This window comes from Paenibacillus sp. EKM211P, from assembly GCF_011066175.1.
GTDB lineage: Bacteria > Bacillota > Bacilli > Paenibacillales > Paenibacillaceae > Paenibacillus > Paenibacillus polymyxa.
Genome location: NZ_JAAMNS010000002.1, coordinates 505,819 through 529,317 on the forward strand (window position 1 = coordinate 505,819; position 23,499 = coordinate 529,317).

Annotated in this window: 18 protein-coding genes and 1 pseudogene; 8 read left to right on the top strand and 11 right to left on the bottom strand. The window is 46.4% G+C overall.

All coding sequences use genetic code 11. The features are described from left to right. The first annotated feature begins 71 nt into the window (after window positions 1-71). A complete protein-coding gene (locus tag G9G57_RS05280; RefSeq protein ID WP_017426780.1) occupies window positions 72-224 on the top strand; it encodes a DUF1540 domain-containing protein in 153 nt (50 codons plus the stop codon). A gap of 73 nt (window positions 225-297) precedes the next feature. Here G9G57_RS05280 and G9G57_RS05285 read toward each other — a convergent pair whose 3' ends face one another. Next, on the bottom strand, window positions 298-600 hold the full coding sequence (locus tag G9G57_RS05285) for a hypothetical protein (protein ID WP_164964609.1): 303 nt from the start codon (window positions 598-600) through the stop codon (window positions 298-300). 93 nt (window positions 601-693) lie between these two features. Then, window positions 694-1,065, bottom strand: a complete 372-nt coding sequence (locus tag G9G57_RS05290) for a DUF4190 domain-containing protein (protein WP_016818700.1) — start codon at window positions 1,063-1,065, stop codon at window positions 694-696. Window positions 1,066-1,286: 221 nt separating this feature from the next. On the opposite strand from G9G57_RS05290, the gene G9G57_RS05295 reads away from it, so the two are divergent. Further along, window positions 1,287-1,874: a hypothetical protein gene (locus tag G9G57_RS05295; RefSeq protein ID WP_016818699.1), complete on the top strand. Its 588-nt coding sequence runs from the start codon at window positions 1,287-1,289 to the stop codon at window positions 1,872-1,874. Between the two features lie 8 nt (window positions 1,875-1,882). Here the strand turns inward: G9G57_RS05295 and lpdD are convergent, their stop codons facing one another. The 5 genes and pseudogenes from lpdD to G9G57_RS05320 form a co-directional block, all read right to left on the bottom strand. Next, the gene (lpdD, locus tag G9G57_RS05300) at window positions 1,883-2,233 is read right to left on the bottom strand and encodes a prenylated flavin chaperone LpdD (RefSeq protein ID WP_102998994.1); all 351 of its coding nucleotides are present in this window, start codon (window positions 2,231-2,233) and stop codon (window positions 1,883-1,885) included. A 185-nt stretch (window positions 2,234-2,418) separates the two neighbouring features. Further along, entirely contained in the window at window positions 2,419-7,932 is a 5,514-nt protein-coding gene (locus tag G9G57_RS05305) for a S8 family serine peptidase (protein WP_164964610.1), read from the bottom strand. A gap of 534 nt (window positions 7,933-8,466) precedes the next feature. Beyond that, window positions 8,467-10,092: pseudogene (locus G9G57_RS26185) on the bottom strand (S8 family serine peptidase). Between the two features lie 513 nt (window positions 10,093-10,605). Then, complete coding sequence (locus G9G57_RS05315) at window positions 10,606-12,387, bottom strand: SulP family inorganic anion transporter (protein WP_164964611.1); 1,782 nt, start codon at window positions 12,385-12,387, stop codon at window positions 10,606-10,608. 29 nt (window positions 12,388-12,416) lie between these two features. Further along, entirely contained in the window at window positions 12,417-12,746 is a 330-nt protein-coding gene (locus G9G57_RS05320; RefSeq protein ID WP_016818694.1) for an ArsR/SmtB family transcription factor, read from the bottom strand. Between the two features lie 552 nt (window positions 12,747-13,298). Between G9G57_RS05320 and G9G57_RS05325 the strand changes: the two genes are divergently transcribed. From G9G57_RS05325 to G9G57_RS05335, 3 genes are all read left to right on the top strand, one after another. Then, the gene (locus G9G57_RS05325) at window positions 13,299-14,756 is read left to right on the top strand and encodes an RtcB family protein (protein WP_164964612.1); all 1,458 of its coding nucleotides are present in this window, start codon (window positions 13,299-13,301) and stop codon (window positions 14,754-14,756) included. Continuing rightward, window positions 14,756-16,039, top strand: coding sequence for an AAA family ATPase (locus G9G57_RS05330; protein WP_017426772.1), 1,284 nt, complete (start codon window positions 14,756-14,758; stop codon window positions 16,037-16,039). Before G9G57_RS05325 ends, G9G57_RS05330 begins: the two co-directional genes overlap by 1 nt. Window positions 16,040-16,297: 258 nt before the next feature. Further along, a complete protein-coding gene (locus tag G9G57_RS05335; protein ID WP_164964613.1) occupies window positions 16,298-17,461 on the top strand; it encodes an MFS transporter in 1,164 nt (387 codons plus the stop codon). Window positions 17,462-17,544: 83 nt separating this feature from the next. Here the strand turns inward: G9G57_RS05335 and G9G57_RS05340 are convergent, their stop codons facing one another. From G9G57_RS05340 to G9G57_RS05350, 3 genes are read right to left on the bottom strand one after another with little or no spacing between them, the layout of a single operon-like run. After that, window positions 17,545-18,297, bottom strand: coding sequence for an amino acid ABC transporter ATP-binding protein (locus G9G57_RS05340; protein ID WP_025365567.1), 753 nt, complete (start codon window positions 18,295-18,297; stop codon window positions 17,545-17,547). Between the two features lie 14 nt (window positions 18,298-18,311). Beyond that, window positions 18,312-18,980 (bottom strand): amino acid ABC transporter permease, encoded by a 669-nt coding sequence (locus G9G57_RS05345; RefSeq protein WP_016818689.1) that lies wholly within the window; start codon window positions 18,978-18,980, stop codon window positions 18,312-18,314. Between the two features lie 17 nt (window positions 18,981-18,997). Beyond that, window positions 18,998-19,849: an amino acid ABC transporter substrate-binding protein gene (locus G9G57_RS05350; protein ID WP_164964614.1), complete on the bottom strand. Its 852-nt coding sequence runs from the start codon at window positions 19,847-19,849 to the stop codon at window positions 18,998-19,000. Window positions 19,850-20,128: 279 nt separating this feature from the next. Between G9G57_RS05350 and G9G57_RS05355 the strand changes: the two genes are divergently transcribed. Next, on the top strand, window positions 20,129-21,421 hold the full coding sequence (locus G9G57_RS05355) for an MFS transporter (protein ID WP_025365568.1): 1,293 nt from the start codon (window positions 20,129-20,131) through the stop codon (window positions 21,419-21,421). Window positions 21,422-21,548: 127 nt separating this feature from the next. On the opposite strand, the gene G9G57_RS05360 is transcribed toward G9G57_RS05355, so the two are convergent. Further along, on the bottom strand, window positions 21,549-21,806 hold the full coding sequence (locus G9G57_RS05360; RefSeq protein WP_013372531.1) for a GlsB/YeaQ/YmgE family stress response membrane protein: 258 nt from the start codon (window positions 21,804-21,806) through the stop codon (window positions 21,549-21,551). Between the two features lie 297 nt (window positions 21,807-22,103). On the opposite strand from G9G57_RS05360, the gene G9G57_RS25795 reads away from it, so the two are divergent. Both G9G57_RS25795 and G9G57_RS05370 read left to right on the top strand, forming a co-directional pair. After that, a complete protein-coding gene (locus G9G57_RS25795) occupies window positions 22,104-22,367 on the top strand; it encodes a YkgJ family cysteine cluster protein (RefSeq protein ID WP_174822001.1) in 264 nt (87 codons plus the stop codon). A 35-nt stretch (window positions 22,368-22,402) separates the two neighbouring features. After that, entirely contained in the window at window positions 22,403-23,359 is a 957-nt protein-coding gene (locus G9G57_RS05370; protein WP_016818686.1) for an acetylxylan esterase, read from the top strand. Window positions 23,360-23,499: the final 140 nt, after the last annotated feature.

The following is a 23,499-nucleotide window of genomic DNA, read 5'->3' on the forward strand; positions in this document are numbered from 1 at the left end:
ACAAGTCCTACCTTGACTGACTGTGATTGTATTTGCTCAGCCCATCACATTCCTATAAGGAGGTGAACAATATGGCAAAAGACGTTCTGTGCGAAGTCAACTCATGCACGTACTGGGCTCAGGATAATAAATGTAGCGCAAGCTCCATTTATATCGTAAGCAACAAGCCTGCGAACACTCACACGTCCGAAGAAACAGACTGCAAAACCTTTGAAGCAAAGTAGACCTTAGTTTTCAAGCCAAACCATAGCTTTATCATGAAGGAGCCCCTGCCAGGGTTCCTTCTTTCTTATGATTCTAACAAGAATGATAATTATTATCAAGTTCTTTTTGAGCTATATTATAGAAAATACTACCCGCTCCTATACATTCACTTCCTTGAAGTTTTTCGACTTCGCTTAAGACAAAAAAAGAAGCGTCACCCTGAACGAGTCGCTTCTTGTGCTTGACCTTTTGTAATTGTTCCTGCTTGGTCGGCTTCATTCGCGTGTGCTGTGAAATCTCGCCATAATGATCATTCGTTTTGCGGCTCTGTGCCGCGCAATAGATCCCGGCGCGTTTCGCCTTGCTTAACTCTTTTTGTGTTTGAGTACGTGCCATACAGCTTCACTCTCCTTGATTGGACTCCCTCTATCATAACATCCAATAGGCAAATCGTGAATGGTTAGTCTGACTCAAGCATTCTTTAATTCATTAAATGTCTGAAAAAATATCCGAGTCGCCACTGGAAGCCGCCACAACAAAAACAATAACCAAGAAAATGATAATCAATGCATAAATTAGTGTGCCGATAATACTACATACCAGTCCAGCAATAGCCATGCCTCTGCCTTGCTCACCATGACGATTAATTTCCTTCAGGGAAAGACTGGACAAAATAATACCTACAATTCCGATGATCAACCCAAGATAGGGAATGACAACAGATAAAATCCCGAGCACCATCGACGCAACAGCTTTACTATTTGTAGGTGGAACTACTGGGGGCTGGTTAAATGGGGCGTTATAATCGTTCGGCTCCTGAAAGGGATCGGAAGATCGAGGCTCCTTGTACAAGTCACTCATCTGTTTAATTCAACTCCAATAATTATAATAACAATATATAAGTTCTAGGGTACCACAATCTTACAAATCAGGACAGTACTTATTTCAATTTTTTAAATTAGAACGTTGAAAAGTAGCAGCATAGCATCTTAGCACTTTTTGAGATAACCGGGCATACAGTATTGTACCTATTACAGATAAATTGCGCTCCATGAGAGCATCCTGCCAAGGAGGACGGAGCTATGTTATATCGTGGAACATCCCGCAGAAAGGGCTCGCCTCACCAACGTTTACATGCAGAGACACTTCGGAAAATATCCGCCGCCATGCTGCCATTTTACAAAGCTATTGCAACCCGACGTGCTTTTGCCGTCCAATGGTCACGAGCTGTCGTTCAGGGTAATTTGGATCGGATGAAATCCCTTCTCTGCTCAGTAGCGCCATTTGCCGCCAAGCAAGGCTTAGGCACGAATGGGATCGGCTACTTTGTTTCCTTTTTAGCTCAGCCACCAATGCTTTATTATACGAACGGTACGACGATTCCACCCGGGATGGTGCAGTTTACATTTGAACCGAAGGTTCATCGCGCCATTGCCAAAGCCGTTTTTCCGCTGTATCGCGAATTGGCACGCAATGAATGCTTTGCTTCTGCCTTAGCCAAAGCGATCAACAGGCAAGACCAGCGTGCAGTTCAAGTAATGATCCGTAGTTTAATTCCATCCTCTGCGCTAAAATCTGTAGACATTGAGGATAATGGATTTGCATTGCTCTTTAAGTATCCCTTTAGTAAATATCCCTATCGCAATCTACTCTTTCAGGAGTTCACTTAAAAAGGTCCCTACAAGCGTACTTGCTTAAGTTCTTCAATGAGCTCTTTTCCCATTTGTATAGCCATGTCTGTCAACATTCGGATTTCGTCCTTGGTTGCATGATCCAAATGCGTCCCGCAGCAAATGGCGAAGTTACCCGCAAACTCTTTACGCAAGCGAACTGCAATTTCTTCAGTAATATAAAATTCCTTGTGGTTTTGCAATTGCACGGTTTGAATCGGCTCAAGCCTAGCCCCTGCTGTAATCGTCCCCAAGTGAGGCTGATCACCGCCTGATATGAGCACAACGATATCTTCTCCCATAAAATAGGCATCGAGTACAAGACGGATACGTCCGCTTTCTTTTTCCAAATGAATCATATGATCCTCTCCTGCTAAAAAATATTATTGTGAAACGATTCACTTTATAGAGTACTATTCATTGTATCGCTTCCTAAACTGTTAGACAAATTAAAAAAGGCCCACAGCAGCCTCTATTAACAGTGGCTTGCTGTGGGCCTGCATTGCATTCTAAAAAATCTTCTATCCCCTGCTCTTACTTGCTGTTAACGGATCGTGATGGTGTGCACTGCCTTACCGTTTGCGCCGTCATTATCCGTCACTGTTAGCTCCACAGTATACGTTCCGGCTGTGGTGAATTTATGCTTCACCTTTGAACCAACCGCCGTATCGCCATCACCAAAATTCCAACTGTAGCTGACGATCTCACCATCTGCATCACGGGAGGCTTTGGCGTTAAATTGTACATTTTTGTTCTTCTTGGCTGAGTCATTCGCCTGGATAATAGCTACCGGCTTTTCATTCGATGTAGGTGGATTCGGACCAGGGCCCTCTCCTCCACTATGGGTTACATACAATCTTCCCGGCGCCTCCGTTTCCACTTCATTCCCCGCTGCATCCCTTACCCGGATCACGATGACTCCGCCTTCCAGGTTCAGAGAAGATGAAGTGAGATAAATACCTTCATAGTGACCTGATGAAGTTTCATTTAATGGAATTTCATTACGGGCCAAAGTGGACAGGTTAAAGGGCAACTCCACATGGAAGGATGCCTCCAAACCGGATGCACTGTCAAAAGATACCCGTACCGGCTGTCCTGGAGTGATACGTACATCCTCAGCAGGACTAATATTTTCAAGTTTCGGCAGCGCTGTATCGACATACACCGAGCGTGTAACACTCGTTTCGTTTTCGGCAAGATCTTTGGCCGTTACCGTAATTTGGGTTTCACCTTCGTTGATAAGCAAACGTTTGTTAAAGCTGCCGTCGCTTCCGAATTCAGCAGGCTCGCCGTTAATCGTCAATTCACTGAGGAACTCGTCATACACCGTACCGGTTACACTGACCACACCTGCGTTCGTACGTGCTCCCTCACCAGGCGAAGTCAGGATCAGACCCGGTTTAGTCTGATCGAGCGTTACAACCATCGGCTCGGAACGATCCGTTACTTTGCCGTATACCGCCGCTTGAACACTTAGCGGATTAGCACCTGGCTGAAGATCGACCGCCAAACTGAACTGACGATCCTTCACTTTCGTTGTGCCAGCCAATTCTTTGCCGTTAAAGAGCTGAATATCAGCCCCTTCTGCCGGAGAAGTTCCTGTTACGGTAATCGTATCCTCCTGCGTATACGTTGCCTTCGTAGGAGTTGTAATCGTTGGAGCGTTGACCGGATATCTGACGATCGCCCGGATCATGTAGTTCCCTTCCTCTTCAGGGGATTGGCTCCATGTGCCGCTTACACCTTGCCAGCTACGAAGCGCATTGGGGCTGTTTTCATCTGTAGCAAGGCCCGGCGACTGTGTGCCTACCGCAGACTGTGTATATACAATATAGAAATCGCCTTGAACCGTCACCGGCTCTGGAAGCTGTACCGTCGTCCATTGTGTCTCATCCCGTACAGCTGTTCCGTCGAATGGACCAGCCAATAGACGTCCAGGTGCTCCTGCTGCACCGGAGGCGTCATAGACAGAATATTGGAATGCTGTTCCTCCCGGATTCGGGAAAGCAGAGTTCCAGAACAACAGTGATGCTCCTGTCACCTGTGCCACTTCCGACTCAGGTGTCATTCTCACTGCCCATGAATTGCCTGCCGCGTTAAAGGCTCTGGCATTTTCTCCTGTACCGTCATCATAGGCGATGCCTCCTTGAAAACCGATGAAAGGCTTCAACGTGATATTCGCTTCTACACTGCCGTTTGGAGGAGCCGTAACAGAAATACTGTCACTATAGTAATTTTCGGCTGCGATGGACAATGTGTATGTTCCTTCCAGCACGTCCAGCGTAAATTCTCCAGCCTCATTCGTCTCTACAGGAGCAATACGTGCATCCTCCAGCACCAATACTTTCGCTTTTTGGATCGGTTCACCAGATTGCTTGTCGGTGATGACCCCGTGAATCGTACCGTGTGGGACAGCCTGGAGACTAAAGTTTGCTCTGATGACTTTGTTATTTTCAATCGTAACTGCTTTCGTCTGAGGCACGTAACCGTAGGCTTCGGCCTTCAGCGTATAGTCACCCGCTACATGAGTGAAGCTGTATTTGCCCGTGGTTGGGTCTGTTTTCACCGAACGTCCGGTTTCCAGTACCGTAACCGTAGCACTAGCTGGAAGACTGTCGAGACCGACACGTCCACGATCCACTGATGCTTCTGCCGGCTTCACTTTTTCCTGAAATTCACTCTTTTCAGTGCTTGTAATTTTGTACAGTGGGAATTGTTCTTCTGCTTTTTCCAGCTTGATATTGGACTCAGGTACGATATCCTTGGTCACTGTCGAAGCTGGAACACCTAGCACACGGAAATCGTCAATATACCAGCCATTCTTGTTCACACTGTTATCCGATTTCAAGCGGAAGCGAACTTGAATCTCATTGCCGGTATAGCTGTCCAGATTGTAATAAACAGGTGCCCATTTTTTACCACTTGTATTATGCGAGAACTTACCCAGCTCACTCCACGTGTCGCCATTGTTTTTGGACACTTCTACATATCCGTAATCATAGCCGCCTTCAATTTCAAACCAGTGGTTGAAGGTCAGTGTTGCGTTGCGTATACCACTCAAATTAATTTTTGGAGAAACCAGTGAAAAATCAGCACCGTTCTCATAGTTGCTATCGAGATCGGTGGCCCACACATTCGGTTTGGACACTGCGCTTTCCGGTCCTACTTCCTTAGGAATGCCGCGTTCCCACTCATCCTTGGTCCCGGAATGAGTCCAACCATTGTCTGAACTGCCATCAAAATGATCGCTATACAGCGTATCCGGCACGTCCACTCTTAGTGAAGCCTCGTTCGACTTGACACCTTCGTTACCGCTATAATCCTCGGCCGCCACTGCATAATGATAGGTCGCACCACCGACAGTGATCGTATCCGTGTAGGTCAGCCCAGAGGTTGTACCGATGGAAGTATAATTTTTACCGGACTGGGTTGAACGATACACCTTGTACTGCTTCACATCTTCATCAGAGGAAGCACCCCAGGCGAGTGTAACGTTGCCCACAGTATCTGCTTCAGCAGTCAAATGACCAGGGGCAGCAGGTGCAACGCTGTCTGGTTCCTGAATGGAGAGATCGTCAATATACCAGCCATCTTTCACGATTGTATTGTCACTAGTAAAGTTGAACAGGAGGTATACCTTTTGACCCGCAAACGCTCGCAAATCAAGATATTGTGTTTTCCAGCCATTGCTGGTTCCAGTAAACGATAATACCTGCTCAAACGCATTCTGATTGTTTGTGGTCGCTACATACACTTTGCCGAAATCAGAATTGTTTTCAAGATCGTACCAATGCTTGAAGCTGACCAGTGCCCCTTTGGAACTCTCAGTCAGATCAATTGGAGGGGCCACAAAATAACTGTTGGAGTTGGTCTGGTATTGGCCTTCGAGATTGGTCGCGATGACCTTTGTACCCGAATGTGCGCCTTTAGGGCCGCTTGTCGGGGTTCCCCATTTCCAAACACTACCCTGACCCCCGATATTAATACCGGCAATGTCTTTTTCAAAGTCTTGTGTGTAGCCTGGTTTAACACCTTTGGAGACATTCACCTTATATACTTCCGTTTCAAAACCATTATTACCGAAATCATTTACACGGATATAGTATTCCAAACCTTTGCTATCCACCAAAAAGGTCGGAATGGACGCTTGATATGTACCATCTTTGCTGTCTCCAGAGGTCCGCTCCATCGGAATGTATACATAGTTTGACGAACCCGCTGTTTTGGCAAAGGCCTCAACGGCTGTTACGCCGACATCGTCCGTTACATGAGCAGTCAAAGGGATATCAATACCCTCAAATGCAGCTGCAGGCGGTGTATGCTCAAGAACAGGCGCTTCCAGATCGTCGCCACCCGTTACGACTTTACCGGATACAGAGCCCAGACCCTGCATGACAGACCCGACTGCATCAAGCGCATTAATGACGCCATGTCCATATCCATTGTTTGGCGAAGTAGGATATGTACTATCTGTCCGAGGGGTAGCTGTGTTTTCCAGAATTTCCTCCAGCTGATCCACGGTAAGAGAATGATTCGCTTGCAGCAATAAAGCAGCAAGACCCGCAACATGAGGACCCGCCATGGAAGTACCGTTATATCCACCTTTATAACCGCCACCGGCTACAGATGATCGGATATTTACTCCCGGTGCGGAGACTTCGGGCTTGATCTCACCGTAAGGTGAGGGTCCCAGCAATGAAAAGCTTCCCAGTTTATCATTGATATCGGTTGCCCCCGTGGCAAAGGATTCTGGGTAGTTGGCCGGATTGGCTACCGATCCAGGTCCGCCCGGATTGGAGAGGGAGGTATTCCCTGCGGAGAATTCGGGGAAGATTTGAGCATCCCGCCAGGCCTGAACTACAGGCCGGAACCATTCATCAAGACCCGGTCCGCCTCCCCACGAGTTGTTCACTACGTCTGGAGCAAGCTCGGGATGAAGATTACCTTGGGCATCTTTTGGCGCAAGCAGCCATTGACCACCGTCCAGTATAATCGCATCCGTCGTTTCCGGATTAAAAATCCGCACCGCAATCCACTTCGCACCAGGGGCAACGCCCACTCGGTTCGTTCCATTTTCCTCGGAGCCAACCATCGTGCCCATCGTATGCGTACCATGGGAATCGTCTTCCTGATCGACCGGAAGCGCCGCATGACTATGCGGATCATACCAGCTCAATTCTGGATTCACGACATTGCCTGCCGCATCCAGACCACGCCATTTGCGATGCAGGGCCGGATGCGTGTAGTCAACGCCTGTATCGAGGTTGGCGACCACGATTCCGGTTCCGTCGATTCCTTTTTCCCACACTTGTGGTGCGTTAATATGGGATATGTTCCATTCCACTGTGGACGGGTCCACAGCGTTCTTGCCTGTATTACCGGGCAATGCCGATGTTTTGCCATCGCCCTTTTCCGGTTCTACAGCTTTCTGGGCTGTGTCAGACTTTGCCGTTCCTGCTGTTGCTGCCGTTGCGGTTCCAGCCGCTTTGGTGCCTGTGTCCTCTGGCTGCTTATCAACCGTTACCTTTTGCAGATAACGTGTTTCATTCGGTACAATTTTATCGACCTCAGGCAGCTTCGAGATATGATCCAGCACCTCCTTGGTGCTCGTGACAGCCAAAGCATTGACTATAAAATAGCTTTTATATTCCTTTACTCCGCCGCTCTCCGATTCCTTATCCAAATAACTTTCAAGCCCGTATTGGGTTCTGGAAGCCGTTTCACGTAGAGAGCTGATCACATGGCTGCGCACAGCCATTTTGGCAGCGGAAGGTGTTATTTTCTCAAGTGAAGCCTTTTGAAGAGCATTTTTGGAAACCTTGTTCGTATCTACCTGTTCTTTTAATTTGACCAAATAGGTAACATAGTTGTTCTCCTCAAACTGTTTGGTCAGCTTCGCGGATACCTTCGCGGTCGTGACCTTGTGCGAGGCTGATTTCAGCTCCAGCTTGGAGCCATCCGGGGTGTTTTTCGCCAAAGCGGGTTGAACAAATGAAAAAGCCATAAGCAAAGAGAGTCCAATAGATAACGGTTTCTTGAAACGTCTAGGTTTAATCAATTACTTCTCCACTCCTTTTACTAGGTTTAATGATTCTGGAATAACCTGTACAAGAGTCAGACCTCATGCCTTGCACATCAAACACGCGGGTTGCGCAATACGATGTGTTAGCCACCACCTCCTTCATAGATTATAGAGAGGCTCAAAAAGATATTTGGCTGTTCATAGATGGCAGTACTTCATAGGTGAGTTTACAATCCCAATAGAGAAGCGATGAAATTCAGTAGATACCTAGGAGAAAAAGCAGAAGCATTTCGAAGGAAAAAAACATGTTATATCATTACATTTTATATTAAAAATTGATATAAAATCATATATTATGGATAGTATAAAGTTATCAAAACAGATATACAAGTCATTTTTTTGCAATTTTCTTGAAATTCTATGACTTTTATATTCATTTATGTAGGAAAACCCCTTTTTAGCAGCTACGCCTTAGTGCAACACACGGTTAGCAGGTGCATGCATCCTTGTACGAGCCGCCCAAAGGGATTTTCGGGGATCTTTCTTAAACCTGTATGATTATGATTATTTTTAGTTAAGTACGGAGTTCACCGCAGCAAGCGCATCGATCAGACCATTTCCATAGCCGTTGTTGGGTGAAGTCGGATACTGACTGTCTGTCAGCGGTGTTGCGGTTTTCGAAATAACATCCTCCAATTGATCCACAGTTAATGATGGTTTAGCCTGAAGCAGCAATGCCGCTAATCCAGCCGTATGCGGACCTGCCATAGAGGTACCGTTCCAGCCTCCCTCATAAACTCCTCCCGGTACAGAGGAACGAATGTTTACACCAGGAGCCGAAATTTCTGGCTTCACTTCGCCATAAGGAGAAGGACCACGCAACGAGAAGCTTGCCAGCTTGTTATTGATATCCGTGGCTCCTGTGGCATAGGCTTCTGGCAAGTTAGCCGGATTGGCCACAGACCCAGGTCCGCCGGGATTCGATAGTGTTGTATTGCCTGCGGAGAACTCAGGGAAAATTTGTGCTGCTCTCCACGCCTTGGTCACTGGGCGATACCATTCGTCCAGGCCAGGTCCACCGCCCCAAGAATTATTCACCACATCCGGTGCAAGCTCAGGGTGCTTTTTGCCGTTTTTATCTACAGGTGCAAGAATCCACTGCCCACCATCTAGCAAGATGGAATCTGTGGTATCTGGATTGAATACTCGTACGGCAATCCACTTGGCCCCTGGAGCAACACCGATTTGATTCGTACCGTTGCTGTCTGAGCCAACGCTTGTCCCCATCGTATGTGTACCATGTCCATGGGAATCTGTTGGCAGCGATGCTCCATTAACCGCATCATACCAGCTCAGCTCTGGATTGACGACTTGACCGGAAGCATTCAACCCGCGCCATTTTCTTTTCAATGCCGGGTGAGTATATTCAACACCTGTATCCAAATTAGCAACGACAATGCCTTTGCCATCAATACCTTTGGCCCACACCTGTGGAGCTTTAATCTTAGAAATATTCCACTCCACACGACTTGGCGTTACTGCATCTTTATACACGGATTCTTGCACCTATTTTTGTGCATTTTCTTCCGTCACAGCCGGGTCAACAGCAGTTTGATCTGCCACTGCTTGGCCTGCTGTTGATTGCTCCCCTATCGGCTGGGTATCCTTATCGATTTCTACCTTTTGCAGTTCGCGCTTTTCATCTGGTAAAATTTTGTCGATCTCAGGTAGGGTGGCGAGATTATCCATGACCTCTTTGGTACTGGTTACCGCAAATGCGTTTACGATAAATTAACTCTTGTATTTTTTTACGTTTCCGTTATTGACTTCCTTCTTTAAGTATTCTTCCACGGATTGTTGAGTTTTTTCTGCGGTATCCATGAGAGAGTTTACAACCGTTGTACGTACAGATAGCTTAGCAGCAGCGGGGGAAATCTGCTCGGCAGAAGCCTTCTGAAAAGCGTGCTTGGCAACAGACTCCGTGTCTACTTGATCTTTTAATTTAACCAGATAGGTGACATACTCGCTGGCGCTGAATTGCTGGTTCAGCTTGGCTGAAACCTTGGCGGAAATCGACGATGCTCCTGCTGAGGAGGTTGTGCTGGAATCTGCATACACCGGAGAAATCAGAGAAAAAGCAAGAATAGCGGTAAAACCGACCGACAGTGTCTTTTTGATATTTTTCGACTTAATCAATACTTTTCATCTCCCTTTACTTGGTTTTTTTGATTCTCAAAGACAACCTTCCGATAGCAGCGTCAAAAGCTCACAAATAGCCTCTGGTACTCACCTCCTTTAAAAATATAGATTCTGGGGTGAAATCCATAGGTCATATTCTAGGGTGAATAACCTTTGGTGCAGACCGCAAGGAACGACATTCAATTCAGAACTGTGGACAAGTCTGGAAGAAAGTAAGTGAAAAAAATGAAGAAAAGGGTAGGGTAAGATACTAGAAGTGATCGAGGAGGTTGATAAGCATATTATTAAAATACAATTTAAAACAAAAGAATAAATCATTTGGTATCTTTTGAATCTAGTATAGTGTCATAAAAACAGATATTCAAGCATTTTTTTGAATTTTATTCCTTTTTTTCTTGAATAAGTGAAAAACCTCTTCTATAATTCGCAACCAAATGCACCGAGAAAACTCGCATTTGTTTCGAAAATAAAAGAGGTTTTTCGGCATTCAGCAGCATAAGTAGAAGAGCGCTATCTGCCGCTATTTACAGGTATGGGAACCGAAACGGCTCCTTCTGGAAAGGAAGATTTGGTTTCCTGGGTTCTGCGACACAGGCTCGTACATTCTCTAAAAGCCATTTGCCTGCACCCCTTGCACCGATCCTGATCCACCATTGAAAGAGCTGCCGTAAGGGCCTCTCCTGTATGTTCGAAAAAATGATTTTGTCCGATCATGTCGTAGCATCCGGTTTTCCGCAGTAACTCCAGCGGTTGGGGCTGGAGTCCGGACACAAGCACTGTCCCACCAGACTTCCGGTACTTGTGAATTAATGCGGTAAAGTTAGCTTCTCCCGTCATATCCATAAAAGGGACCTTTCCCATTCGCAATAACAAAATCCCTTGCAGGTGGCCAGTCTGTCCCCCTACACCTGAGTTCTCCAACGTCGAAGCTGCACCAAAAAATAAGGGGCCTTCCACATTGTAAATAGCCACCTGCGGACAATCGTGCTGCTCTGTAACCATATGTGCGCCTACTTTTTCATGCTTCACAGAAGGGTCAGGTAGCACCTTATCGACTGAAAGTGTACTGCTCATACGTTTGACGAACAATACAACTGCCAGAATCAGACCTACCTCCACAGCCGTTGTCAACGTCGTAAAGACCGTCAGCAAAAAGGTGACGACCAGCACAATAGAATCCGCTGTCCGTGTTTTGAGAATGTGCGCAAAATGCTTGCGCTCACTCATATTCCAGGCGACTACCATCAATACCGGTGCCATACTAGCCAACGGAATATTAGATGCATAAGGTGCAAAAAGCACCAGAATGAGGAGCACCACGATCCCATGCACAATACCTGACATAGGAGAAACCGCGTTGTTGCGGATATTGGTGGCCGTACGGGCAATGGCACCTGTCGCAGGAATGCCGCCAAACAGTGGTGTCAGCAAATTAGCAATCCCTTGTCCAACCAATTCGCGATTGCTGTTATGCCGGGTTCCCGTCATCCCGTCAGCTACTACCGCTGAAAGCAGCGATTCAATAGCCCCCAACATTGCTATAACAAGTGCTGGCGGCAACAGCTTCACGATCAATTCCCACGTCATCACAGGAATATGCAGCTCAGGCAATGATGCCGGAATTGCGCCATAAGCAGAGCCAATCGTAGCCACCTGCCCTGGAAAAAGCAAAGCTGCCACCAACGTTGACAAGAGCAGGCCGACCAGTGATCCAGGTATCTTGGGCCATTTTTTAGGCACTAGAATAAGCGCAGCAAGACAGATACAAGCTGTCAGGATACTATACACATTGAGTGAAGGAAGTCGATGGACGAGCTCTGCCATCGAAGGCAGAAAAGTTTCATGTCGCTCTACCCCACGCAAACCGAGAAAGTTAGCAATCTGACCACTGAAGATCGTCACGGCAATCCCGGCTGTAAAGCCAATGGTTACGGGCTTGGGAATGAACTTGATCAATGCCCCCAGCCTTAAAACACCCATTAAAATGAGTATGATGCCTGCCATAAACCCTGCTATAAGCAAATTCTCATAGCCGTATTGCATGACAATAGCCAGCAAAATTGGAATAAACGCACCTGTAGGTCCTCCGATCTGAAATTTGGACCCACCCAGCAGTGAAATCAAAATCCCCGCTACAATGGTTGTGTACAGACCATATTCCGGCTTTACCCCCGATGCAATGGCGAACGCCATACCGAGCGGGATGGCCACAATCGCTACAATGCTTCCAGAAATTAGATCCTTTCGTAAAGCCCCTGCGTTATAGCCTTCGAACCTTCCTATCCACTTCATTCCTGTAACCCTTCTTTTCTGTAGTAGCATTACTTCTCGTTACGTATTCCTTCCAGCAACGAGATAGCTTCGACTAAATGATTGTCAAAAATCTGCCGCGCCACCGCTAGCAGCTCCGTTAAGAGCGGATCACGTAGTGAATACACGACCGTTGTGCCTTCCTTGAAGCTGTTCACCAAATTTTTAGCCCGTAAGACAGCCAGTTGCTGCGATACGGCAGAACCTTCGGAACCGAGCGCAGTCTGCAGCTCGTTCACATTCCGTTCCCCTTCACTCAGCACCTCCAAAATGCGGATGCGCAGAGGGTGAGCCAATGCTTTGAAAAAGTCAGCCTTAAACTTCTGGAGATCTCCTTCCATGCCTGCGCCGTCCTCCTCACAGATTGTTTTCATAACAATCAACAATATCTGAATATTTGAATATTCAGTACAATAACAGTTTTGGGTCAATTGAACTATGATGTTACTCACACTTCACCATGCGTATAGTCACATTTTTCCACACTTTTATCTTTCAGGGTTGACAGCTTCCACAGGTTTCCATTAACATAACAATTAACTTTAAGAAAAGGGGGCCGACAGACATGACCAAGCTTTACACGATAATGACAATCAGTCAGCATGATACAATCACATATTCGAAATTTCGTCTCATCGGCCCCGTTCGGGCGACATGATGGGTATGTCACGCTGTCTGACGGCGTGATGAACCAGGCTTTTTTATTTTTATATGCTATTGAAAGAACGTTATTTATGTTTTTATGATGTACTGTATGATGTACTGATCATAAAATGTAATGACACTTTCGGTGCACGAAGCCGTAGACGACAAGTCTGCGGCTTTTTTGTTTTTTTCGAATCTTTTTATAGGATGTTATAAATTTACATGAAGAAGGGAACCACCCATTTATTATGAATATACAACCTACGACCAACTCATCTTTTCATGAAGGACCATACAGCCACCTGATGAAGCTTCCGGCAGGGGATCTGACCGTGTACGCTTCGCAGCAACTCTTCTCCTCACTGGATTACAAAGTGTTCGAGATGGCTAATAACAATTTACAGATTCCAGGTATCCGCTATATGGGATATACACCAGATGTACATGTAGGCGTCGGAACCTGCATCGGTACAACTGCGGTATGGGGAATGGAAGACGGCTATGTATCTCCCTCCATCGTTGGCAGCGATATTGGCTGCGGCATGCGCGTACACCTGACCAATCTGCACAAGGATGCTTTGAAGGAAATCAAGCTGCGCCGCAAGCTGGTTAAGACAATCGACAAATACTTGCCGATGGAAGCCCACCAACGTGGACATTATTCGGATATACGACTGGAGCATATTGTACGTAAGGGTTTGCATGGCTTACCTAATAAATATATCCCAGATAGCTACACTCCTAAGAAATCTACCTCACTGACTCATGTAGAGCACAGTAAGTTCTCCTTTGACGAGGAAGTGCTGAATCTCGTCGAAGACCGTACTTGGCACCGGGCTCATCGACAGCTCGGCACGTTGGGTGGAGGCAATCATTTTGTCGAAATTCAGGCGATTGAAATTGCTGAAGAAAATAGAGAAATCGCTGAAGCTTGGGGGATGTTCGACGGTCAGGTGGCTGTGATGATTCATTCCGGATCACGTGCTTGGGGTGGAGCAGTCAGCCAGTCTAGTTCATCTGCCATCGCCAAAGCGATGAGCCGTCTCGGTCTCGGCACCTCCGACCCGAGACTCGTATTCGCACCGCTGGATCATCCCGAGGCAGCACATTATGTGGATATGATGTATTCAGCGCTGAATTATGCTGTGGTGAACCGACATCTGATTGCATACTCCGTGCGAGAAGCCTTACGTGATGTCTTTGGTACAAAGTGCGAGTTGCGTACGCTGTACGATCTGATGCACAATTATGCTTGGAGTGAGTCCCATCCAGATCACGGCAGCGTGTTTGTGCATCGTAAGGGTGCGACGCGCGCGCTTCCAGCAGGACACCCTGACAATCCGCGGCCTTATCAGGCGACAGGGCATCCGGCCCTGATCCCCGGCTCAATGGGGACTGCCTCTTATATTATGGTAGGTTTACCGGGCGGTCAGGATAACTTTCACTCCATTTGTCATGGAGCGGGCCGTATTCGCTCGCGTTCTGCGACCAAGCGGCTTGTAAGTGTAGACGATTTTGCAGGTGCCCTGGGTGTAGGGACAGACGACGAAATTGTGGTCAACCAGGCATCTCTGGAAAGTATTATCGACGAATCTCCACAAGCCTACAAAAATGTAGATGATATTATTGAAAGTGTTACCGGGGCAGGACTCGCAGCCGTTGTAGCCAAATGTAGACCGCTGGCCGCCCTGAAAGGAGCAAAATAATGTTGAGTATAGACATCCCAGCTATTTATGAATTTGACGAACGAACAGATGGACGCATTACCGGTTATGCCGCTTATGCCCGTCTGATCGACGGTATTAGTGAAGCACTCTATAACCGCTATGGCGTAAAATACGAGCTGTATGCCAGTGATGATCCCAATATTGAATATTGGGATCTGCTGGAGGAGGATATTCGTTCAGGCAGCCCTGATTTGGAGCATGTGGCACGGGTCTTCGATCGTTTGGAGGAACGCACCATTCAATATGACGATGACGGGCCAACGCCTGAATATGGTGTGCATCTGTCGATGCGTAATAATGTATTTGCCTATCCCAAGTGGGGGATCGCACTGGCACGAGTTCCCTTTTTCCGTGAAAATGGCGTATACAATGAAGATTACGTATTTGCCATAGGCGATCAGGAGCTGCAAAGCTTCCTCGCAGGCGTACGCGGTCGTGAACGCAAGCAAAATATGAAGCGTGTCACTGTCTTTACCGATACAAGCCGTGGACTCTCTCGGCAAGCAGAACCGATAACCCGCGCCATTACACGGGATGACGTGATTTTGAAGGCGGAAATCAAGCGGGATATCTTCCGATCACTTGATCAGTTTTTTGAAGCAGATCGTACCTTCTATCAGACTTATAACATTCCTTACAAGCGTGGGATTCTGCTATACGGCCATCCGGGCAACGGTAAAACAACTCTTGTGAAATCAATTGCCAGCAGTGTACCGGGTCCGGCTGCTTACTGGCAAATTACAGAATATACAACCAGCGAATCGGTCAAAGAGGTGTTCGAGGCAGCTACTCGCCTGGCTCCGATGGTGCTGGTCATTGAGGACATTGATTCTATGCCTCAGGAGGTTCGTTCCTTTTTCCTGAATACGCTCGACGGCGCTACATCCAAGGAGGGCATCTTCCTGATCGGAACGACCAATTATCCCGAGAAAATCGATCCGGGTCTGATGAACCGGGCGGGCCGCTTCGATCGAGCTTATGAAATCAGTTTGCCTGATGAAGCGCTGCGACTGGCGTATCTTAAACTGCGTAACTTCCTTGTTTTTGCAGGTGAGACAGGTACACAGAAGGCGGCAGCGATGACGGACGGCTTCTCCCTGGCTCAGCTCGGAGAACTATATGTCAGTACGGCTCTGGAATGGCATGAGCAAGGAAAAGCCGATATTGAGCTGATTATTAAAGGCATGCGAGGCGAGCTTGATAAAAGCCGCAAGCAGGACTGGCTAAAAAATGTCTCCGAGGGAAGAGTTGGGTTTTTCTAATCCATCCTTTTATTGCCTCATTATGAAATTTATGTTACGATGATAAACAATAAAGTACCGAAAGGGTGACCTTAAGCCAATGATCTACTAATCCTATTTTCAAAGAAAAAACGTAATCTTACGAATTTTCTGGATAGGATTAGTGTAGGCTTTTGGGTATTAACGATAAGAGCATTGCTTCTTTGACGGGAGCAGTGTATCTTCTTGTTCGTATGTCTGCCTCCTATCCAGAACTAATGGATAAGGAGGTTTTTTTGTATGAAAAGAATACTCGTAATTCTCATGATTAATATATTCATTGTGATGGTCGGCGTTGGTTTGATTACCCCTATTCTTCCGGAATTGATCATTGAATTTGGTGCCAGTGGGCGAACCATCGGTTTATTGGTAGCAGCCTATGGCATAACGCAATTCTTGCTCTCTCCCATAACTGGACAGCTGTCTGATCGATATGGGAGAAAAGTTTTTATCGTCGTAGGTGTTATTATTTTTGCTGTAGCTAAATTTATGTTTGCTATTGGGGATGAGCTGTGGATGCTGTACACCTCAAGACTTCTGGAAGGAGTTGCAGCAGCCCTGATTATTCCACCCATGCTGGCATATGTAGCTGATATTACAACAACCGAAGAACGTGCCAAAGGAAATAGCTTGCTAGCGGCAGCGATGTCATTTGGATTTGTCATTGGTCCAGGACTTGGCGGCCTTCTTGCAGGATATGGAACGAGAGTGCCGCTGTATACAGCAACAGGTACAGCTATGATTGCAGTTATTTTTTCAATCGTTTATTTACCTGAAAGCTTATCGAAAGAACAAATGAAGGCAGCACGGGCAACCATTCATCATCAAAGAGAGTCTATTTTCAAACAGTATGCAAGATCATTAAATTCAAAATATGCGATGTTCTTTGTCATTGTCCTGGTGATGACTTTTGGACTCGCTAACTTTGAATCCGTTCTTGGCTTATATGTAACGGATCGCTTCCAATTCTCACCGCAACATATTTCAATCCTTCTAACGGCAGGTGCTGTGATCGGTGTCGGTATGCAGGCATTAGTTGTTGCTAAAATGATCAAGCAGTTTGGTGAAAAAAGGTTGATCAAAGGCTCGCTTCTCTCCACCTCTGCTGCTTATATTTTATTTCTCTTCGCCAAAGACTTTTGGAGTATCTTTCTTGTGACTTCCCTTATTTTCTTTGCCACAGCTATGCTTCGTCCAGCTCTTAATACACAATTGTCGAAGATGGCAGGCAATGAGCAAGGATATGTAGCTGGTATGAACAATGCCTATATGAGTGTGGGGAATATTTTGGGTCCTACTCTAGCGGGATTTTTATTTGATGCGAATATGTTCGCTCCATTCCTAACAGGCTGTTGTATTCTTTTGATTACCTTTCTGATTACATTAAAAATTAAAGTGAAATAAAAGAGGACTGCTGATGGATAAAAGGCAGCTACTGGCCTTGGCGTTATTTTTAACCCCCGGCTGTAGCTGCCTTTCTGTTCAGTTTATTCCGTTTCCCCACTCAGTCGATTCAAAAACTGGATGGCCCGTGGACTGGTCGGCTGCTCCAGCACCTGATGTGGCGTACCCTGTTCAATGATTACGCCCTGATCCATCAGGATTACATGATCCGCAACCTCTGCCGCAAATTTCATTTCATGGGTGACAATAACCATCGTCATTCCTTCGGCAGCCAATTGCTTTATAACCTTGAGCACCTCACCTACCAACTCGGGATCAAGAGCAGAGGTGGGCTCGTCGAACAAAAGCACCTCAGGTTCGACCGCCATTGCCCGGGCAATACCGACCCGTTGTTGCTGTCCTCCCGACAATTGATGCGGATAGGATTCCGCTTTATCAGCCAATCCCACCTTCTTCAGCAGCTCCAATGCACGTTTGCGCGCTTCGTCCTTGCTTTTTTTCTGAACCGTGACTTGCCCCTCCATCACATTTTGTATCGCAGTCATATGCGGGAAGAGGTTGTAGGATTGAAATACCATCCCTGTCCGCTTACGCAGCGCCAAAATGTTTTCTTGTCGAGGCTTCGTTCCTTTCGCAAAATTCAGGGCAATATCACCTACCTGAATTTCTCCCTGATCGGGAACTTCCAGCAAATTCAAGCAGCGTAAAAGCGTTGTTTTACCAGAACCGGAAGGACCGATAATCACAAGCACTTTCCCCTTATCGAGCGTCACGTCAATCCCCTTAAGCACTTCCAGCGAGCCGAACGACTTGTGTATATTCCGAATTTGGATCACCGGTACAATCTCCTTTATCTAATGGAAAAACGGCTGAGACGCTTTTCCAAATCATTTTGCAGCACAGTCAATATCGTGCTAAATAGCAGGTAAATAACTCCAGCCTCGGTATATACTAATAGCGGTTCGTAGGTGGTAGCTACAATCTGATTAGCCGTTCTGAACATTTCCACATAGGTGATGGTGGCAGCCAGTGAGGTATCCTTTACCAAGCTGATGAATGAGTTGGCAAGCGGGGGTACGGATACACGGGAAGCTTGAGGAAGCACGATCCGCCGCAGCACTTGCCAGCGTGTCATCCCCAAGGAATATCCCGCCTCCCATTGACCCTCTTGAATGGAAATAATAGCGGCACGCATAATTTCAGAGCTATAGGCCCCCACGCTAAGCGTAAAGCCGATCACTGAAGCAATAAACGGGTCCAGTGTAATACCAACAGAAGGTAAACCGTAGAAAATAATATACAATTGCACCAGCAATGGAGTTCCTCGAATCACCCATACATAGAAGCCGAAGATCAGCTTGAGTATTCTCCATTTGGACAACCGGGCGAGTGCAGTGATTAGCGCCAGCACAAGTCCCAGAGCAAATGAGATCAGTGTGAGCGGAATCGTAAAAGAAACCCCTGCTTTTAGCAGAGGCAATAATGAATCCATAATAATTTGTATTTGGCGATCATCCATTGTACAGACATCCTTTATTATTTGGACACATCGGCTCCAAAATATTTTTCAGAAATTTTCAGATACGTACCGTCAGCCTTCATATCAGCCAACGCTTTGTTGACTTCCTTGATCAAATCTTCGCTACCTTTATTAAATACTGCTGCGCTGTGTGAAGCATCCGAAGATTCGTCCACCTTTTTGATTGGAGCATCAGGCTTTTGCTTTTTCAGATCCAGATAGGATAATCCGTCGTTGACGGTCGCATCTACCCGTTTGGAAGTGAGGAGGTCAATAGCTTGGTTGAATCCTTCGGTTGCTACAATTTCCGCCCCGTTGCTTTTTGCGATTTGAGTCAGGTTGCTAGTCAGGGATTGCCCTGCCTTTTTACCTTTTAAATCAGCAAATTTTTGGATGTCCGTATTATCATCACTCACGATCAGAACCGCCTTGGAGACAATATATGGATCGGAGAAATCATATTTTTGCTTACGCTCATCTGTAATGGACACTTCATTGAATACTGCGTCAAACCGCTTGGAGTTCAAGCCTGCAAATATTCCGTCCCATTGTGTCTCGATAAATTCCGGTTGCACACCCAGCCGCTTACTTACTTCGGTTGCAATATCGACGTCAAAGCCTGTTAATTTGCCAGCAGCATCATGGTACGTAAACGGAGCATAGGTACCTTCCGTACCAATTTTCAGCTTGCCACTCGCTTTTACAGATTCAAGGGTAGCTGCAGCCGTTGTATCTGCTTTTCCATTATTAGAACCGTTCCCTCCGGTAGATGCATCATTCGTGCTAGCGCCTTTATCATTGTTGCCGCAAGCCGAAACCAGCAATGCCATCACGATGAGTACAATCGGTAAAAAACTAAATTTTTTCATGTTATCCACACTCTTTCCCTTTTTCTTGATAACCTAGCACAGGCTGGTCATTGAATAGTACATCATTCATTTTCGCACGTCAATGCTTTTATCCAATAATCCCTATCCAAAAGGTAAGTTATATTTTTTTATCATCTAATGCTATTCTAGGTTGACTCCATCATAGGCTGGCTATTCATCTTCACTCCCCTCGCAGCAACTTTTTGTGTACCATTACATAAGAGATTTCGTATAATAGGTTTTAATATACAGATTAGAAATATTTACCGGAGTGTGATCATGGATACCCAAAATACAACTTTATCCCCTGAAGGAAGGCACTCGGCCTGGGCTACCTTTACTTCACCTTTAAAACAATCCAAAGCGTTCACCCTCTTATGGCTTGGACATTGGATCGCGATGTTAGGAAGCTCCGTCACGACAGTCATTTTGCCACTGGTTATCTATTCTCTGACAGGCTCGACCACCATCATGGGATTGGCGATGACGGTTTATATGCTGCCAAATGTACTTATTCTTCCTTTTGCAGGAATGATCGTGGACAGAATTGACCGAATTCGCCTCCTTCTGTTCACGAATGTCGCCCGCTTTGGTCTGATGTTCGTTGCTTCGGTGCTGATGTTTACGGACGGGATGAAGTTGCCGTTCCTATTCGTTGGCCTTGCGTTGTACGGATTGATGGATGGTATCTTTAATCCGGCTTATTCAGCCTTACGTGCACAAGTGTTTACACCGGACATCCGCAATGCTGCCAATGCGCTAAGTCAAATCAGCATACAAGCTGTTCGTCTACTCGGTCCTCCGCTAGGAGGCTTTATTGTATCCTTTTCCTCTCCCGGTGTCGGCTTTGGACTGGATTCTATCGCTTACCTGGTATCATTTGCCTGTTTTTGGATGCTAAGTGCTCATTTGGCCTCCATCATCGGCAAACGTCAGACCGGTTCAGAACAGGAAGATCAGGGTGGACAACATTTTCTCAAGGATTTTATAGCAGGTTTTGCTATTCTTAAAAGCCATCCTTGGCTATGGATTACGATACTCGCCTTTTCTTTCATTAATATCTGTTATTCAGGTATTATCGCTGTGCTCATCCCATGGCTGTTCAAGGTGCATCATGGCTATAATCCAGTCGTATACGGCATCGCAATGGCAAGTAGTGGCATTGGTGCCATGTTGGGAGCCTTTGTGTATGGATCACGCAAGCATTGGAAACACCGCGGTCTGCTCGCTTACTTAGGAGCTTTTGTCAGCGGTCTTGCCTTACTGCTGTTGTCCATAGTCACCTGGATGCCAGGATTGATTATGAGCATGATGCTCGAAGGATTTGGTATTATGATTTTTGCGATCATCTGGGAGACAAGCCTGCAGGAATTAGTTCCCGCTGAATCCTTTGGACGTGTAGCCAGTCTGGATTTGATGTTTTCCTTCGCACTGCTTCCTGTCGGCTATCTGGCCGTAGGTGCCGTGGCGGACAAGCTTGGCGGTATCCTCACCATTGGTATGTTTGCAACCATCGGCATGTGTATCGTGCTGGGCGTGCTAATTGTTCCTCATATCAGACGATTTCAATAGAAACTATGTAACTTTATCTCAAAAAAAAGCTGCTCCCACAGGTTCATTTGTGATCCTTGCGGAAGCAGCTTTTTTCCATTTTTAACTCGCGCCCCATCGGGACGGGTCTATTCAATAATTCGTAAAGTTAGCCTCTGCTCCGTCCAACGGAACGGAAGATCAAGCTCACAATCACGACTAGCACAATCGCACCAATTAATGCAGGAACGATGTAGAACGATCCGATTTCAGGACCCCAGTCTCCCAGAATCAAGCTACCCAACCATCCACCGATAAAACCAGCGATGATGTTACCAATCACACCACCCGGAACATCACGACCTGCGATAATTCCTGCCAACCAACCAATAATACCACCAACAATCAATGCCCATAACCAACTCATTTTGCGTCACCTCGTTTTAGTTTTTATCGTTGTGTTCTATTATTAACCACTCGAACTCCTTTTGAACACACAGAGACCAAATGGTTAATATTACCACTCAATGGTACGCTGATTTGGGGGCTTGATACCATCCTACGTGCCTCCCAGATTATTTATGCTCTTTGTGTGAAAAGTGTGTCTCCTATCCGTTTATCCTTGTATTCCTGCTTTTTTTGTGCCATCCTCACATTATGGCTTCACTGAAGTCACTTCATGCATAGGTTACAAAAATAACAGATTATTAAGGAGTGACCCCCTCTGGAGTGTCGAGTAGGATGTGCTGCATGTTGCATTGCCATTACGATTTCTTCCCCTATTCCCGGCATGCCAGACGGAAAACCCGCTGGTGTTCCTTGCCCTCAACTCACGCCTGATTACCGCTGCCAATTATTTGGAAAACCTGAGCGTCCTGCTGTATGCAGTGGCTTTCATGCGGATAAGGATACATGCGGAGACACTAATGAAAGAGCATTTGAACTGCTGAGCGAGCTGGAGAAATCCACTTTACCGAGTAATGCCTAAGAGAACTCATTCTATATGAAGGAGAATTTTTGATTATGAATGTTATTGAAAAAAGAATTGCCGAATTGAAGCAGTACGTTCCCGATCTTACCACCCCTAAAGATATGAATTTATTTTGGGACAAAACACTGAAAGAAGTTCACGCCAAACCTGTACGTGCATTCAAAACGCCCGTAGAAACACCGTATCCTCATATGATGGCCTATCGGGTCACTTTTGAGGGGATCGATGATACGCCTCTGCATGCCTGGTATGTACGTCCCCGATTTGCAGGAGATCAGAAGCTGCCATGCATCGTTCTGTTTCATGGCTACACAGGCGGAAAGGGCTATCCTGAAGATTATTCATCTTGGCTAATGCTTGGTTTTGCTGTATTGGCGGTAGATGTTCGTGGTCAGGGAGGAGAAACGGGGGACCGTCGGAATGACCCTCACGGAACCGTTAAAGGCTGGGTCACGAAAGGAATATTGGACAAGGATACCTGCTACTACAAAACGATAACAACCGATGCCCTTAGAGCCGTAGACTGGGCGGCGGAGCAAGCCGACGTCGATTCGGCTAAAATCGCAATCAGTGGCGCCAGCCAGGGCGGTGGACTTGCATTAATGGTGGCTGCGCTCAGCGATAAAGTTGCTACGACGGTAGCGGATATTCCCAATATGTGTCATATGGATTTTGGCATGATGAATTCTACCAGTTCACTGACAGAAGCTGCCGAATTCGCAAACCGCTTCCCCGAGCATTTGGAGCAGGTACTACATACATTGAGTTATTTTGACGTGATGAATCTAGCTCATCGCATTGGTATCCCTGTCATGGTATCTGTAGGGTTGAAGGATACAGTGTGTATGCCAGAGACGATTTTCGCTGCTTACAACCGCATTGAATCACCAAAGACGATTGAAATTTATCCATTCACGGGACATTGGGTTGAAGGTTTCCACAGACGCAAGACGGCTGAATTTTTAGTTCAAACCTTAGCATTACATTGAGTTAACGGTTTCCTCCGGTGCATAAAAAAAGAACACCACGCATCCATCTGCGTAATGTTCTTTCTACTGCATCGGAGCCAATCTCGCTTCCATAGACAAGCTCCTCGACAGTTCACAGCGAAGCACCTCTCCTGTAAAGT